Origin of the sequence: Streptomyces sp. 150FB, from assembly GCF_000818195.1 — a bacterium.
GTDB lineage: Bacteria > Actinomycetota > Actinomycetes > Streptomycetales > Streptomycetaceae > Streptomyces.
In genome coordinates, this window is the sequence record NZ_JTHL01000001.1 from 1,771,320 (window position 1) to 1,786,572 (window position 15,253).

Genomic DNA, 15,253 nt, shown 5'->3' on the forward strand with positions numbered 1-15,253 from the left:
CGGGCTGCGGCACGCGGCGGAGACCGCGACGGCGGCGCACGGCCTGACCGACCGGCCGTGGTACGACGCGCGCCGCCTGGACATCGACCTGCTGCTGTGGCGGCTGCGGGAACACCCGGACCTGGCGGCCTTCGTGGACCGCGCGATCGGCCCGCTGCGCGCCCACGACCGGACCTCGCGCCCGGCCCTGCTGCCGACGCTGGAGGTCTACCTCGCGCACGCGGGCCGCAAGGCGGAGACGGCGCGCGAGCTGCACCTGAACCGCCAGACGCTCTACAACCGACTGGCGCGGATCGGCGAGTTGCTCGGCACCGACCTGGACGACCCGCAGACGGTACTGGCGCTGAGCCTGGCGCTACGGGCGCGCCGTCACACTCCCTGAGAGCCGGCACGCGGGCGGCGCCGAAGGCCGCCTGAGCGGCCACGCCGCCCGGAGGTGTCGATCATTCAGCGGGCGCGCCCGGCCAGTTCGTCGTAGACGCTCAGTACTTGGGCGATCGTGTCGTCCTCCGTGGGCCACATCGCCGCCTGCGCCCGCCCCGCCGTGGACAGTTGCCGCCTGCGCTCCGGGTCGGACAGCAGCCGCAGCACCGCGTTGGAGAGCGCGGCCGCGTCGCCGTACGGGACGAGTTCGGCTGCCTCGCCCACGAGTTCGGGGACGCCGCCGACCGCCGTGGCGATCAGCGGTACGCCGAGGCGCAGCGCCTCCTGGGCGAGGACCGAGCGCGCCTCCCAGCGGCTCGGGAGGATCGCTATGTCGGCGGCGGCCAGCAACTCCGTGATGTCGTCACGGCGGCCGATCAGCCGTACGGGCAACTCGGCGTTGTCGATGCGGCGTTGCAGCCTGCCGCGCTCCCGCCCCTCGCCCGCGACGACAAGCAGCGGCGCCGGGTCGAGACCGCGCCAGGACCGGGTGGCGTCCAGCAGGGTGTCGTACCCGTGGTGCGCCACGAGGCTGCCGACCGCCATCAGCAACGGCCGGTCGACAGAGCCGAGTTCGGCCCGCGCCTTGCTCTCCTGACCGCCGTCGGACACCTCGCGCTGCGCGGGTACGGCGATGGGCGCGAGGCGCGCGTCGCGGGCGCCACGGCTGCGGGCGCGGTCGACGAGTTCGGAGGAGGTGCCCAGTACAACGGCCGCCGCCCGCACGGCCTTTCGCTCCATCAGCCGCACCAACTGCGCCCGGGCGCCTTCCGCGTGCGCCCGGGTGTGCCAGGTGACGACGAGCGGTATCCGCCGGCCGCCGAGCGCGAACGCCGCCCGCACAGCGGCGTGCAGACCGTGCGCGTGCACGACGTCGGCGCCCGCGCACGCCGCGCGGAGGGCCGCCACGGACGCCGGGTCGCTGCTGCGGGGTACGGGGACGTGGTGCGCGCCCGACCCGCTGAAGTCGTAGGCGCGGTCGAGCTCGGTGGGCGCGCACACCGTGACGCGCAGGCCCCTGGCGACGAGTCCCGCCGCCAGCGATCTGACGTGTGCGCTGCTGCCCGAACTACCGCCGCCCACCACCTGGACCGTGTGCAGTTGTGTCACGTGGCCGAGGCTCCTGAGTCGGGGACGGGGGAGGCGGGGCCGGGTCCGACCCGTGCGCCCGGCCCTGGTGCGCGGCCGGACGGGCTCGTTCCGCGGGGACGCCCCTTGGGTCAAGGATGCCAGTCCGTACGCACGTTCCGTGCAGCGCCGAGGTGTCGTTCTTATGTCCGGCGCTTCATTCACGGCTCGTTCGCGGCCGCCGAATTCATCCACACGGATGAGCGGCGAGGGACGGGCACGGCGTGGAGCCGCGTGTTCACCGTACGCCGCCGACCCGGCGACGCCCAACGGGCCATCGGCCCCGGCGCACCGCCCGGTGCTTAACAGACCACTGGGCCATTGCCAAAAGACCAGTGGCCCGTTACGTTGGGAACAGGAGCCGGACACCCCCGCCGGCCCGGCCCGTCCGCCACCCGGGAGGGCCATTCCGTCACCAGGAGCCCCGCCATGCCTCGTACCGCCCCGGACATCACCGTTCCCGACCTCACCGGCAAGCTCGCCGTGATCACCGGCGCCAACAGCGGCATCGGCTATGGCCTCACCGGCCGCTTCGCCGCCGCCGGGGCCGAGGTCGTGCTCGCCGTACGCGACCGGCGCAAGGGCGAGCAGGCCATGGAGCGCGTCAGCGCCGAGGTGCCCGGTGCCCGGCTGCGCCTGAAGACGCTCGACCTGTCGTCACTCGCCTCCGTCACCGCGCTCGGGAAGGAGCTGGCCGACGAGGGCCGGCCGCTGGACTTCCTGCTCAACAACGCCGGGATCATGACGCCGCCGCGGCGCGACACCACCGAGGACGGGTTCGAGCTTCAGTTCGGCACCAACTATCTGGGGCACTTCGCGCTGACCGGCCTGCTGCTGCCGCTCCTGGTGGCCGGCGACGGCGGGCGCGTGGTCACGCTGGCGAGCGCCACCAACCGCTGGGGACGGATCGACTTCGACGATCTGCAGAGCGAGAACTACCGGGCGAACAAGGCGTACGCGATGTCCAAACTCGCCAACCTGATCTTCGCCAGGGAGCTGGACCGCCGCGCCGGGACCGCCGGCTGGAACCTCCGCAGCAACGCGGCGCACCCGGGCGCCACGGTCACCAACCTCCAGGTCACGGGGCCCGGCCACAAGAGCGCCAAGGCAGCCCGCCGCGCGGCCCTGCTGAACAGCGTCATGTACCGCGTGCCCGGCATGTGGCAGGACATCGCCGGCGGCGTCCTGCCCGCGCTGTTCGCCGCCACGTCCGACGAGGCCGTGGGCGGCGGCTACTACGGTCCTTCCGGCTTCGGGGAGATGACAGGAGCCCCCGCCCCCGCCAAGGTCCCGGCCCGCGCGCTGGACGAGGCGACCGCGGTCCGTCTCTGGCAGGTCTCCGAGGACCTGACGGGCGTCGCGTACCCGGCCCCCGCACGCGAGGACCGGACGGAATCAGCGGCCTGAACCGAAGCGGCGGTCCAACAGACAGCGGCCTGAGCGGAAGCGGCTACGGCGCGAAAGCCGCCGCACTGCTCGCACCCGCCGCGCCCCGCCCCGCCCCCGCCCCCGCCCCCAGCCGACCTACGCGTCGGCCCGCGCCGTCGCCAGCAGTTCCTCCGCGTGTGCGCGCGCCGTCTCCGAGTCCTCCTGGCCCGCCAGCATCCGCGACAGCTCCCGTACCCGCTCCTCACCCTCCAGGACCGTCACCCCGGAGCGCGTCACCGAACCGTCGTTGGTCTTCTCGACGAGCAACTGCCGGTCGGCGAAGGCCGCGACCTGCGGAAGGTGCGTCACCACCACCACCTGCGCGGACTTCGCGAGCTTCGCGAGCCTGCGGCCGACCTCGACCGCCGCCTTGCCGCCGACGCCCGCGTCCACCTCGTCGAAGAGGTATGTCGGCACCGGATCGGTCCCCGCGAAGACCACCTCGACCGCGAGCATCACCCGGGACAGCTCACCACCCGAAGCGCCCTTGGCGATCGGCCGTGGCTGAGCCCCCGGGTGCGGGGCCAGCAGCAGTTCGACCTCGTCGGCGCCGTGCGACCCGTACACCACGGAGCGCCCGCCGACCTCGATACCGGACGTCTCGTCGGCGGCCTCGGTCTGCCGGATCTCGAAGGAGACCCGGGCGTGCGGCATCGCCAGCGACGCCATCTCGGCCGTCACCGCCTCGGCGAACCGCGCCGCGGCTTCCGTCCTGGCGTCGGTCAGCGCCTGTGCGAGGCCCGACAGTTCGGAGCGCAGGGTGTCGCGCTCCACGGTCAGCTCGCCGATCCGCTCGTCGTCGCCCTCCAGCTCCGTCAGCCGGGCCGCGTTCTCCTCGGCCCAGCTCAGGACGGCCGCGATGTCCTTGCCGTACTCGCCGTACTTACGGGTCAGCGCGGTCAGGGACGCGCGCCGTTCCTCGACGGCCGCCAGCCGCAGCGGGTCGGCGTCCAGGTTGTCGGCGTATCCGGCCAGCTCACCCGCCACGTCGGCGAGCAGGATGGAGATCTCGCCCATCCGCTCGGCCAGACCGGCGAGCGCAGGGTCATGGGCCCGTACGGCTTCCAGCGCCCGCCCCGCGCCCCCGACGAGGGTGGTCGCGTCGACCCCCTCCGGGTCCTCCGGGTTACCGGCGAGCGCGGCGTGCGCGACGGCGGCGGCCGACGCCAGCGCCTCCGCGTGACCGAGGCGTTCAGCCTCGGCGGCGAGTTCGACGTCCTCCCCCGGCAGTGGCTCGACGGCCGCGACCTCGTCGAGCCCGAAGCGCAGCAGATCGGCCTCCTGGGCGCGCTCACGGGCCCGCGTGGTCAGCTCGTCCAGCTCGGCGACGACCGCCCGCAGCCCCCGGTAGGCGGCCAGGTAGGTGGCGTGCGGGGCGGTGACGGCGTCACCCGCGTATCTGTCGAGTGCCTGCCGCTGCCGCGAGGGCCGCAACAGCCCCTGCTGGTCGGTCTGGCCGTGCACGGCGACCAGGTCGTCCGCCATCTCGGCCAGCACCCCCACCGGCACGGAGCGCCCGCCGAGATGGGCGCGCGAGCGCCCCTCCGCAGAGACGGTCCTGCTGATGAGCAGCGAGCCGTCCTCCAGCTCTGCCCCGGCCTCCTCGGCGCGTACAGCCGCCGGTGAACCGGGGGTCAGGGTGAGCCGCCCCTCCACGACCGCCGCCTTGGCACCGATCCGCACCAGCGCGGGATCGGCGCGTCCGCCGAGCAGCAGCGCGAGGCTGGTGACGACCATGGTCTTGCCCGCGCCCGTCTCACCGGTCACGGCGGTGAAGCCTGGTGACAGCTCGACCACCGCGTCGTCGATGACTCCGAGCGACCGTATCCGCATCTCCTCCAACACGGTCATGACCATACGAGGTTCTGGCCGTGCTGTGCGACGGACCCCACCCGCACCGCCACCGGCGGGACGGTGTCCCACCCCTCCCCCGCCGTCCGGCGCCGGAGGCCACGGTCCTGCCCGTGGCCCCGCCGAACGCCCCCTGACCTGCGCGGCTCCCGCCGCCGGTGGCTCAGTGCGGTGCCCCGCGCCAGCCGGCCACCGGCAGCGCGAACTTGGCCACGAGCCGATCGGTGAACGAAGCGTGGTGCAGCCGCGCCAGCCGTACGGGTACGGCTCCACGCCGTACCTCGACCCTGGCCCCCGCCGGCAGCTCGACGGTTCTGCGGCCGTCGCACCACAGCACCCCGTTCGGGGTGTCCGGCTGCACCTCCACGGCGAGCACCGAGGTCGGCGAGGTCACCAGCGGCTTCGCGAACAGGGCGTGGGCGCTGATCGGCACCATCAGCAGCGCCTCGACCTCGGGCCAGACGACGGGGCCGCCGGCCGAGAAGGCGTACGCGGTCGAGCCGGTGGGGGTGGCGCAGACGATGCCGTCGCAGCCGAAGCCGGTGACGGGACGGCCGTCGATCTCCAGCACGACCTCCAGCATCCGCTCGGGCGACACCTTCTGCACGGCCGCCTCGTTGAGCGCCCAGTCGCGGTACACGGCGGAGCCGTTGCTGAGGACGGTGACGTCGATGGTCATCCGCTCCTCGACCTCGTACGAGCGGGCGACGACCCGGTCGACGACCTTGTCCAGGTCGTCCCGCTCCGCCTCGGCGAGGAAGCCGACCCGGCCCAGGTTGACCCCGAGCATGGGGACGCCCGAGGCCCTGGCGAACGCGGCGCCGCGCAGCAGCGTGCCGTCGCCGCCGAGCACGATCAGGAGTTCACAGCCGTCCAGCGCGGCCGGTGTGGCCTCGGGGACGGTCTCCACGGACGGCGGGAGCGGCAGGTCGAGGGCCTCGGCGGCGAGGACCCGTACGCCGAGTCCGTTGCGTACGAGGCCGTTCACGACCCGTTCCGCGGACCGGACGGCCGCCGGTCTGCCGGTGTGCGCCAGCAGGAATACGGTGCGTTCCGCTTTCGTCGTCAACGAGGTCCCTCCGCCACTGCACGGTCGACATCCGCCGGATCGAGTGCGGGCGCTCCGGCGCGGAGCCACAGAAAGTACTCGACGTTCCCGGAGGGGCCCGGCAGCGGGCTGGCTGTCACGCCCCTTACCCCGAGGCCGAGTCCGGCGGCCCGGCCCGCCACATTACGTACGCTCTCGGCGCGCAGCTCCGGGCTGCGTACGACGCCTCCGCTGCCGAGCCGCTCCTTGCCGACCTCGAACTGCGGTTTGACCATCAGGACGAGATCGGCGTCGGGTGCGGCGCAGCGCACCAGCGCGGGCAGCACCAGGCCGAGCGGGATGAACGACAGGTCTCCCACGATCAGCCCGACCGGCTGGTCGTCGATCAGTTCGAGCGTCAACTCGCGTACGTTCGTACGGTCCTTGATGGTGACCCTGTCGTCGCTCCGCAGCGACCAGGCGAGTTGTCCGTACCCGACGTCCACGGCGACCACATGGTCCACCCCGGCCCGCAGCAGGACATCCGTGAACCCGCCGGTGGAGGCGCCCGCGTCGAGCGCGCGGCGGCCCCTGACGGAGAGCCCGAGCGGCCCGAACGCCGCCAGTGCGCCGGCGAGTTTGTGCCCGCCGCGCGAGACGTACTCCGGGTCGCCGTCGTCCTTGGTGACGACCACGGCGGCCGCGGTCTCCACCTGGGTCGCCGGTTTGGTCGCTGTGGCGCCGCCGACCGTCACCCGGCCCGCGGCGATCAGCTCGCTCGCGTGCTCGCGGGAGCGGGCGAGCTTACGGCGTACCAGCTCGGCGTCGAGCCGGCGGCGTGCCAGTCCTGCCACGTTCGGTTCAGCTCCTGTGGTCGTTCCTGTGGTCGTACGCGGAAGAGGTCACCGGGGATTCCCGCCGCACCCCTGGGGGCGCGTCCAGCGCGGTCAGCGCGTCGCGCAGTCCCCGGTGCACATCCTCGTACACCTCGACATGTCCGTCGGCGGGCAGGTGGTCGGCATCGGCGAGACGCGTCAGCCGCTCGTCCACTCCGGCGTCGCCGGTCGGGGTGCGCGGTACGCCGAGCGGCGCCGGCTCGGCGGGGGCGTGCGGGTCGGGCCCCTGGGAGCTGTGGGGCTCCTGCGAGCCCTGGGGATCCCGCGGGTCGTCGTGGGGAGGCTCTGTGGGGAGCCGCGCCGGGGGCCCCGCCGGGGCGCCCTCAATCGAGTCGCTCATGTGCCAGACGCTACCCCGTGGCCCTGCGGTAACGTCGATCCCGATGGCGACGACGGAGGAGTGCCGCAGCGCGCTCGACAAGCTCAGCGACAACCTGGCACACGCGAACGGTGAGGTACGCGGCGCTGCCGGCTTCGACCGCTCGCTGAGCTGCCACATCACGGATCTCGACACCACGTTCATCGGCAGGCTGGTGAACGGCAGGATCGAGGTGCTCGACACCTCGGCGGGACCGCCCAGGGAGAAGGCGCAGATCAGGCTGGCCATGGCCGGGGACGATCTGGTGGCGCTGGTCGGCGGCGAGCTGAACTTCGTCAAGGCGTGGGGCGCCGGGCGGGTCAGGCTGGAGGCGAGCTTCCTCGACCTGCTGCGCCTGAAGTCACTGCTCTGACGGTACGGCCGGTGCCGCGGCCTCGACGGCCGGAGCCGCCGCCTGTACGGCCGCAGCCGCGCGCCGCCGCCCCGCCCGTCCCACCGGCACCACCAGCGGCGTCCCCGTCTCCGGGTCGTCGATGACCTGGCAGCGCAGCCCGAACACCCGCTCCACCAGAGCGGCGGTGACGACCTCCTCCGGCGGGCCCTCGGCCACGATCGCGCCCTCGCTCATCGCGACGAGGTGGGTCGCGTACCTGGCGGCGTGGTTCAGGTCGTGCAGGACGGCGACGAGCGTGCGCCCCTGGTTCTCGTGCAGTTCGGCGCAGAGGTCGAGTACATCGATCTGGTGCTGGATGTCGAGGAACGTGGTGGGCTCGTCCAGCAGCAGCAACGGCGTCTGCTGCGCGAGCGCCATGGCGATCCAGACCCGCTGGCGCTGGCCGCCGGACAATTCGTCGACATAGCGATCGGCCAGCTCGCCGACGCGGGTCGCGGCCATCGATTCGTCGACTATCCGCTCGTCGTCGGGCGACCACTGGCGCAGCAGCCCCTGATGCGGATAGCGGCCACGCGCCACCAGGTCCGAGACCGTGATCCCGTCGGGCGCGACCGACGACTGGGGCAGCAGCCCGAGGGTCCGCGCGACCTTCTTCGCGGGCATCGAGTGGATGGCGGAGCCGTCCAGCAGCACGCGCCCCCGCGCGGGCCTGAGCATCCGGGAGAGCGCGCGCAGCAGGGTCGACTTGCCGCAGGCGTTCGGGCCGACGATCACCGTGAAGGAGTGGTCGGGGATCTCCACCGACAGATCGCGGGTGACGGTGCGCTGGTCGTAGCCGAGGGTCAGCGATTCGGCGGTGAGGCGCTGCATGGTCGTACCACTCCTCATGTGCGTCATATACGTCCTGCCTTACGTTCGGTCACCAGCAGCCAGAGCAGGTAGCAGCCGCCCAGCACACCCGTCACGACCCCCACGGGCAGTTGCCGGTCGCCGAACGCGTTGGTGGCGACCCAGTCGGCGACGAGCAGCAGTACGGCGCCCATGACGGCGGACGGGCCGAGGTTCGGGCCCGGTGCGCGCGTCACGCGCCGGGCGAGCTGGGGGGCGCTCAGCGCCACGAACGAGATGGGTCCCGCGGCGGCGGTCGCCGCCGCGACGAGCAGCACGGCCGCGCCCATCTGCACGATCCTGGTCCGCTCGACGGGCACCCCGAGCGCGTACGCCGCGTCGTCGCCCATCTCCAGCATGCGCAGCGGCCGTCCGTACCCGAGCGTCAGCGGGACGAGGACGATGGAGAGCGCCAGCAGCGGCCACAGTTCCGTCCAGCCGCGCCCGTCGAGCGAGCCGGTCATCCAGAGCACCGCTCTGGTCGCGTCGACGAGGTCGGCCTTGGTGATCAGGTACTGGTTGAGCGCGGTGAGCATCGCCGCCACGCCGATACCGACGAGCACCAGCCGGAAGCCGTGCACTCCGCGCCGCCAGGCGAGCAGATAGACCCCGGCGCCGGTCACGAGCCCGCCCACGACAGCGCCGACGGCGACCGCCACCGAACCGCCGTGGAAGAGCACGATCACCGCCAGCGCGCCGACGGTCGCGCCCTGCCCGAAGCCGATGACATCGGGGCTGCCGAGCGGGTTGCGGGTGATGGACTGGAAGACGGCGCCGCCGATCCCGAGGGCCGCGCCGACGAACAGACCGACCAGGATCCGGGGCAGCCGCAGGTCCTCGACGATGAACTCCTGCGCGGCTGTGCCGTTCCCGAAGAGCGTGGCGACGACGGTGGCCGGTGACATCGGGTAGTCGCCGCTGCCGATGAGGACGACCCCGGCGGCGAGGGCGGCCACGACGAGCAGCAGGACGACCAGGGCGGAGCGCCTGTCGATCCGTACGGAGAGCCCACCGGGCGTACGGACGGCGACACTCCTCGTACGAGCGGTATCAGCCGTACGAGCGGTACCAGCGGCACGAGCGGACGCGTTACGGGTGGTCACAGCTTGGCCATCCTCTTGCGGCGTACGAGGTGGATGAACACGGGCCCGCCGATCAGCGCGGTCACAATGCCGACCTGAAGCTCCGCCGGCCTGGCGACGACCCGCCCCACGACATCGGCGCCGAGCAGCAGGACGGGCGCGAGCACGGCGGCGTACGGCAGGATCCAGCGCATGTCGGGGCCCGTGACGGTACGTACGAGATGCGGCACCATCAGCCCGATGAAGACGATCGGACCGCAGGCCGCCGTCGCCGCCCCGCAGAGCAGGGTGACGGAGACCATGGCGACGACCCTGGTCCTGGTCAGGTGCGCGCCCAGCGCCCGCGCCGTGTCGTCGCCCATCTCCATGGCGGTCAGCGGACGGGCGATCAGCAGCGCGAGCAGCACCCCCACGACGACGAACGGCCAGATCTTCCCGACGGTCGCCATGTCGGCAGAGGCGAGGGAGCCGACGGTCCAGAAGCGCAGCCGGTCGAGCGCCGCGGAGTCGAGTAGCTGTACGGCGTTGACATAGCCGAAGAGGGCCGCTGTGGCCGCTGTCCCGGCGAGCGCGAGGCGTACGGGGGTCGCGGCGCGGCTACCGCCGAGGACGTAGACAAGGGCCGAGACGACGGCGGCGCCGAGGAACGCGAACCACACATAGCCGGTGATCGACGTCACGCCCAGGAAGCTGATGGCGGAGACGACAGCCGCCGCCGCACCCGCGTTGACGCCCAACAGCCCTGGCTCGGCCAGCGGGTTACGGGTGAGGGCCTGCATCACGGCGCCGGCCAGGCCGAGGGCCGTACCGACGAGCAGCCCGAGCACGGTTCTCGGCAGGCGTACGTCGGCCACGATGACGTCGTCGGCGCTGCCCGTGTTGTGGAACAGGCCGTGCCACACCTCGCTCGGCGGAAGGGATTTGGCGCCGACCGCGATGCTCGCCACACAGACCAGGAGCAACAGCCCCACGGAGACGAGCAGCCCGGCGGCGCGCCGCGCGGGGCGCTTGCGGGGCGCGGCGGGGGGCGCCGGAGCCGCGCTCTGTTCGGGGAGACTGTCGACCAACACGGAAGTTAGGTTAGCCTACCCTCTCAAAACACCCCGCCGGGGGAGCATTCCACTCGCCAGGCCTACAACCCCAGCTTCGCCAGCGCGTCGGCCGCGTCCAGCGCGCAGGAGCCCTCCCCCGCCTGCGTCCAGGCAGCGGCACACAGCGCCCGCAGACCGTCCAGCGACCCGCCCCCGCCGTCGAGCGCCAGCACTTCACCGCTCACCGAGGCGGTCCAGCCTCCGCAGCCGAACCCGCCCTCCGCCTCGGTCACTTCGGGCTGTCCGGTCAGCAGACCGCGCAGATCGGCGTCCACATACGTCGGCCGGTGCTCCGGCGGCGCTGCGAGGAGGTGCGCGGCGTCCGTCACCCCGGTCAGCACGAGCAGCGAGTCCACGCCGCCGTTGAACGCGCCCTCGATGTCCGTGTCCAGCCGGTCCCCGACGACCAGCGGCCGCTTCGCCCCGGTCCGCAGAACCGTTTCGCGGTGCATCGGCGGCAGCGGCTTGCCGGCGACCTGCGGCTCGAAGGCGCGGCCGGTGGCGATCCGTACGACCTCGACGGCAGCGCCGTTGCCCGGCGCGATCCCCCGCCCGCTCGGGATCGTCAGGTCGGTGTTGGAGGCGAACCACGGCACCCCGCGCGCGACCGCGTACCCCGCTTCGGCGAACCGGTGCCACGGCAGGTCGGGCCCGCCGTACCCCTGCACCACGGCGGCCGGGTCGTCGTCGGCCGAGTCCACCGGGTCGAGCCCGCGCTCGCGCAGCGCGACGCGCAGCCCTTCGCCGCCGACGATCAGCACCTTGGCGCCCGCGGGCACCTGATCGGCGATCAGCCGCGCCACGGCCTGCGCCGAGGTGATGACATCGGCGGACTCCGCGGGCACCCCCAGCTCCGTCAGATGCGCGGCGACGGCGTCGGGCGTCCGCAGCGCGTTGTTGGTGACGTACGCGAGGTGCATGCCGCCGTCCCTGGCCGTTCGGAGCGCGTCGACGGCGTGCTCGATGGCGGCGCCGCCCGCGTACACCACCCCGTCGAGGTCGAGCAACGCCGTGTCGTACGCGTCGTTCAGCGCGGTCTTACTGCCGTCCGGCCGGGTCCTGGTCTGCTCGCTCATCGGTCTTCCGCTCCTCGCTCGGGACTGCTCCCCTCGATCATCCCGTACAGCCGAATCGATACATACGATGCACATACGATGCATCAATGAACACGACACGTCATAAGGGTGGGGAGAGCGCGGAGAGCGGCGAGAGCGGGCTGCGGCTCATCCCGTTCCGCGGGCTGCGCTACGTGCCCGAGCAGGTCGGCAGCCTGTCCGCCGTGACCTCGCCTCCGTACGACGTCGTCATCAGGCCCGACGGGCTCCAGCACCTGGAGTCCGCGGACCCGTACAACATCGTCCGGCTGATCCTCCCGCAGGCCGCGACCACAGCGGACCGGCACCGGCAGGCGGCGCGGACGCTGGACCGCTGGCTGGCCGAGGGCGTGCTCGCAGCCGACCCCGAGCCGGCGCTCTACGTATACGAACAGAGCAGGGGCGACCTGTTGCAGCGCGGCGTCATCGGGGCGCTGGCGCTCTCGCCGCCGGCCGACGGCGTGGTGCTCCCGCACGAGGACGTGATGCCGGACGTCGTCGAGGACCGGGCGGCCCTGATGCGGACGACCGCCACCAATCTGGAGCCGCTGCTCCTGACGTACCGCGACGAGGAGGGCGCTTCGGCGACCGGTACGGCGGCGGTCATCGACCGTGTCGTCTCACGCACGCCGCTGCTCGCGACCACCACGGAGGACGGCTACCACCACCGGCTGTGGTCGGTGACCGAACCCGCCGAACTCCAGGAGATCTCGACGGACCTGGCGCGCCATCAGGCCCTGATCGCCGACGGCCATCACCGGTGGGCGACCTATCTGCGGCTGCGCGCCGAGCACCCGCCGGGCGGACCGTGGGGCTACGGCCTCGTCCTGCTGGTCGACACGGCCCACTACCCGCTCCATGTGCGCGCCATCCACCGGCTGCTGCACGGGCTGCCGGTGGCGCGGGCCGTGGCGGCCCTTGAAGGCTCGTTCCGGGTGAGCAGGGTGGAGGGCCCGCTGTCGGAGGCGCTCGAAGCGCTGGCGGCCGCTGCGGGCAAGGGCAACGCGTTCCTGCTGGCCGGGGACGGCGCCTTCCACCTGGTCGACCACCCGGACGCGGACCTGGTGGCCCGTACGGTCCGTGACGACAGACCTGCCGCCTGGCGGGAACTCGACGCGACCGTGCTGCACGCCACGCTGCTCGACCATGTCTGGCGGATCCCTGACGCCCCGGCGCACATCGCGTACCTCCACGAGGCGGAGGCCGCAGTCACCCAGGCGGAACGCCACGGGGGCACGGCGGTGCTGCTGCACCCGGTGCGCGAGGAGGTCGTACGTGACCTGGCGCGCCAGGGCGTCACGATGCCGCGCAAGTCCACGTCGTTCGGCCCGAAGCCGGCGACGGGGCTGGTGCTGCGGAGCCTGACGCTCGGTTGAGTCCGGGCCCGGGACACTTACATTCGGTGGCGCTACGACAACGCCCGGCAGGGGTTTCCCTGCCGGGCGCCGTATCGCTCAACTGCCGGGACGCGGACGTCAGTCCTTGTGGTGCTCGGTACCGGCCTCGTCGCCGGAGTCGTCGTCCGGGTCGCCGTCACTGTCGCTGTCCGCGTCGGTGTCGTCGTCCGCGTCCTCGACCAGGGCGTCGACGAACTCGACGCCGTCCAGCTCGGCGAGCCGGTCGGAGGCGTCCGTCGCCCCGTCGTGGTCCGCCTCGATCGTCTTGCCGAACCACTCCCTGGCCTCGTCCTCGCGTCCGGCCGACAGCAGTGCGTCGGCGTACGCGTAACGCAGCCTGGAGGTCCACGGCTGGATGGCGTGTGCCGCCAGCTCGGGTCCCTGGAGGGTCACGATGGCGGCGTCGATCTGCCCCATGTCCCTGCGGGCACCGGCGGCGACGAGCCGCATCTCGACCTGACCCGCCTTGTCGAGCTTCTGCACCTCGGGCTCGCCGGCCATCGCCATGGCACGCTCGGGACGGCCGAGACCGCGCTCGCAGTCGGCCATGACGGGCCACAGGTCGACATTGCCGGTCATCCGCTTCGCGGCGCGGAACTCGGCGAGTGCCTCGCCGTACTTCTGCGTCGCGTACGCGGCGAAGCCGGCGGCCTCGCGTACGGCGGCGACCCGGGAGGCGAGCCGCAGCGCGATGCGCGAGTACGCGTACGCTTGCTCGGGGTCGTCGTCGATCAACTGGGCGACCATGACGAGGTTCTTGGCGACATCGTCGGCGAGCGTCTTGGGCAGGCTCATCAGCTCCTGCCGGACACTCTTGTCGATCTCGTCGCCGGTGACCTCTTCGGGGATCGGCAGCCGCTTGATGGGCTCGCGGTCACGCTCCCGCTCGTCACGGCGTGCGTAGCCGCTGTTGCTCCGGCTCTCGTCGCGCCCCCGGTAACCACCGCGGTCGCCACCACCGCTGCTGGGCCGACCGCTGCCGCCTCGGTCGTCACGCCGCTGGTAACCGCCGCCACCACTGCTGCTGGGACGGTCGTCACGGCGAGGACCGCTGCTCGGCCGGTCGTCACGCCGCTGGTAACCGCCGCCACCGCTGCTGCTGGGACGACCGCCACTGGGACGGTCATCGCGGCGAGGACCGCTGCTGGGACGGTCATCGCGCCGCTGGAACCCACCGCCACCACTGCTCGGCCGGTCGTCACGGCGCTGATAGCCGCCACGGTCGCCGGCGCCACCGCCGGTGAGACGACCGCCACTGGGACGGTCGTCACGCCGAGGTCCGCTGCTGGGACGGTCGTCACGCCGGAAGGAGGGACGGTCGTCATCGCGACGCGGCCCGCTCGGCCGGTCGTCGCGACGCTGGTAGCCGCCGCCACCACTGCTGCTGGGACGACCGCCACTGGGACGGTCGTCTCGGCGCGGACCACTGCTCGGCCGGTCGTCACGCCGCTGGTAACCGCCGCCACCGCTACTGGGACGGCCACCGCTGGGACGGTCGTCACGACGCGGACCACTGCTCGGCCGGTCATCGCGACGCTGGAACCCACCGCCACCGCTCGTCGGACGGTCGTCACGACGCTGGAAGCCACCCCCACCGCCGGTGGGGCGCCCACCGGTCGGACGGCCACCGCTGGGGCGATCGTCGCGACGGGGACCGCTGCTGGGACGGTCGTCACGACGCTGATAGCCGCCGGCACCGCCACCGCTGCTGCCGCCGGGACGACCACCCCGGTTGTCGTCGCGCTGCGGAGCCCGGCCTCGGTCGTCACGGCCCGCGCGGAAGCCGCCCCGGTCACCACTGTCCCTGCGACGCTGCTCGCGCTCGCGCTCAGGTCGGTCGTCGGAGGAATTGGGGGACATCGGTACGGCTCCTGTCTGCGGGTATCGCAGTCATTCTCGCGCACCCGACCTTCGGACGCGCTTCCACGCTTCGGGGGAACCCCGGTGGAGACATGGACAAGGGAAAAAAGAAAAGGGAAAAACAAAAAGGACCCTTGGTCCAGCATGAACGCTGGACCAAGGGTCCTGAAAGATTGTTCGGCGGCGTCCTACTCTCCCACAGGGTCCCCCCTGCAGTACCATCGGCGCTATAAGGCTTAGCTTCCGGGTTCGGAATGTAACCGGGCGTTTCCCTTATGCAATGACCACCGAAACCCTATGGGGCTCTAGCGAACAAGCACACTCTTCAATTGAGTACAGTCGTTCAACCGGCGCGACAGTTCGCAGCCCGGGAAC

The 15,253-nt window shown here is 72.5% G+C and carries 15 protein-coding genes and 1 rRNA gene; 4 read left to right on the top strand and 12 right to left on the bottom strand.

What is annotated here, in order from left to right; all coding sequences use genetic code 11:
* A partial coding sequence (locus QR77_RS07250) for a helix-turn-helix domain-containing protein (RefSeq protein ID WP_040020391.1) occupies positions 1 to 382 on the top strand: 382 nt, incomplete at its 5' end.
* Positions 383 to 447: 65 nt separating this feature from the next.
* On the opposite strand, the gene QR77_RS07255 is transcribed toward QR77_RS07250, so the two are convergent.
* Positions 448 to 1,533, bottom strand: a complete 1,086-nt coding sequence (locus tag QR77_RS07255) for a glycosyltransferase family 4 protein (RefSeq protein ID WP_040020392.1) — start codon at positions 1,531 to 1,533, stop codon at positions 448 to 450.
* 447 nt (positions 1,534 to 1,980) lie between these two features.
* Between QR77_RS07255 and QR77_RS07260 the strand changes: the two genes are divergently transcribed.
* Complete coding sequence (locus QR77_RS07260) at positions 1,981 to 2,958, top strand: SDR family oxidoreductase (RefSeq protein WP_040020393.1); 978 nt, start codon at positions 1,981 to 1,983, stop codon at positions 2,956 to 2,958.
* Positions 2,959 to 3,075: 117 nt separating this feature from the next.
* On the opposite strand, the gene recN is transcribed toward QR77_RS07260, so the two are convergent.
* From recN to QR77_RS07280, 4 genes are all read right to left on the bottom strand, one after another.
* Positions 3,076 to 4,830, bottom strand: coding sequence for a DNA repair protein RecN (gene recN / locus QR77_RS07265; RefSeq protein ID WP_173476276.1), 1,755 nt, complete (start codon positions 4,828 to 4,830; stop codon positions 3,076 to 3,078).
* Positions 4,831 to 4,993: 163 nt separating this feature from the next.
* Positions 4,994 to 5,899 carry an NAD kinase gene (locus tag QR77_RS07270; protein ID WP_040020395.1) on the bottom strand — a complete coding sequence of 302 codons (906 nt, stop codon included), beginning with the start codon at positions 5,897 to 5,899 and terminating at the stop codon, positions 4,994 to 4,996.
* Positions 5,896 to 6,711, bottom strand: coding sequence for a TlyA family RNA methyltransferase (locus QR77_RS07275; protein WP_040020396.1), 816 nt, complete (start codon positions 6,709 to 6,711; stop codon positions 5,896 to 5,898). The genes QR77_RS07270 and QR77_RS07275 overlap by 4 nt, the downstream gene beginning before the upstream one ends.
* A gap of 7 nt (positions 6,712 to 6,718) precedes the next feature.
* A complete protein-coding gene (locus tag QR77_RS07280; RefSeq protein ID WP_078876527.1) occupies positions 6,719 to 7,093 on the bottom strand; it encodes a hypothetical protein in 375 nt (124 codons plus the stop codon).
* A 43-nt stretch (positions 7,094 to 7,136) separates the two neighbouring features.
* Here QR77_RS07280 and QR77_RS07285 point away from each other — a divergent pair, with 43 nt between their 5' ends.
* Entirely contained in the window at positions 7,137 to 7,484 is a 348-nt protein-coding gene (locus tag QR77_RS07285) for a sterol-binding protein (RefSeq protein ID WP_040020397.1), read from the top strand.
* On the opposite strand, the gene QR77_RS07290 is transcribed toward QR77_RS07285, so the two are convergent.
* The 4 genes from QR77_RS07290 to QR77_RS07305 all read right to left on the bottom strand — a co-directional run bounded on the left by QR77_RS07290 (position 7,473) and on the right by QR77_RS07305 (position 11,603).
* A complete protein-coding gene (locus QR77_RS07290) occupies positions 7,473 to 8,363 on the bottom strand; it encodes an ABC transporter ATP-binding protein (protein ID WP_347359772.1) in 891 nt (296 codons plus the stop codon). The two genes, QR77_RS07285 and QR77_RS07290, sit on opposite strands and share 12 nt — an antisense overlap.
* Positions 8,360 to 9,349, bottom strand: coding sequence for an iron chelate uptake ABC transporter family permease subunit (locus tag QR77_RS07295; RefSeq protein ID WP_052489545.1), 990 nt, complete (start codon positions 9,347 to 9,349; stop codon positions 8,360 to 8,362). Before QR77_RS07295 ends, QR77_RS07290 begins: the two co-directional genes overlap by 4 nt.
* A gap of 104 nt (positions 9,350 to 9,453) precedes the next feature.
* A complete protein-coding gene (locus tag QR77_RS07300; RefSeq protein ID WP_107068902.1) occupies positions 9,454 to 10,506 on the bottom strand; it encodes an iron chelate uptake ABC transporter family permease subunit in 1,053 nt (350 codons plus the stop codon).
* A gap of 62 nt (positions 10,507 to 10,568) precedes the next feature.
* Positions 10,569 to 11,603, bottom strand: a complete 1,035-nt coding sequence (locus tag QR77_RS07305; RefSeq protein ID WP_040020400.1) for an HAD-IIA family hydrolase — start codon at positions 11,601 to 11,603, stop codon at positions 10,569 to 10,571.
* Between the two features lie 86 nt (positions 11,604 to 11,689).
* On the opposite strand from QR77_RS07305, the gene QR77_RS07310 reads away from it, so the two are divergent.
* Entirely contained in the window at positions 11,690 to 12,997 is a 1,308-nt protein-coding gene (locus tag QR77_RS07310; RefSeq protein ID WP_052488588.1) for a DUF1015 domain-containing protein, read from the top strand.
* Between the two features lie 99 nt (positions 12,998 to 13,096).
* Here QR77_RS07310 and QR77_RS47745 read toward each other — a convergent pair whose 3' ends face one another.
* The 3 genes from QR77_RS47745 to rrf all read right to left on the bottom strand — a co-directional run bounded on the left by QR77_RS47745 (position 13,097) and on the right by rrf (position 15,170).
* Positions 13,097 to 13,873, bottom strand: coding sequence for a tetratricopeptide repeat protein (locus QR77_RS47745; protein ID WP_201778876.1), 777 nt, complete (start codon positions 13,871 to 13,873; stop codon positions 13,097 to 13,099).
* A complete protein-coding gene (locus tag QR77_RS49760) occupies positions 13,813 to 14,787 on the bottom strand; it encodes a hypothetical protein (RefSeq protein WP_269084354.1) in 975 nt (324 codons plus the stop codon). Before QR77_RS49760 ends, QR77_RS47745 begins: the two co-directional genes overlap by 61 nt.
* A 266-nt stretch (positions 14,788 to 15,053) precedes the next feature.
* Positions 15,054 to 15,170 (bottom strand): 5S ribosomal RNA (gene rrf, locus QR77_RS07320).
* Positions 15,171 to 15,253: the final 83 nt, after the last annotated feature.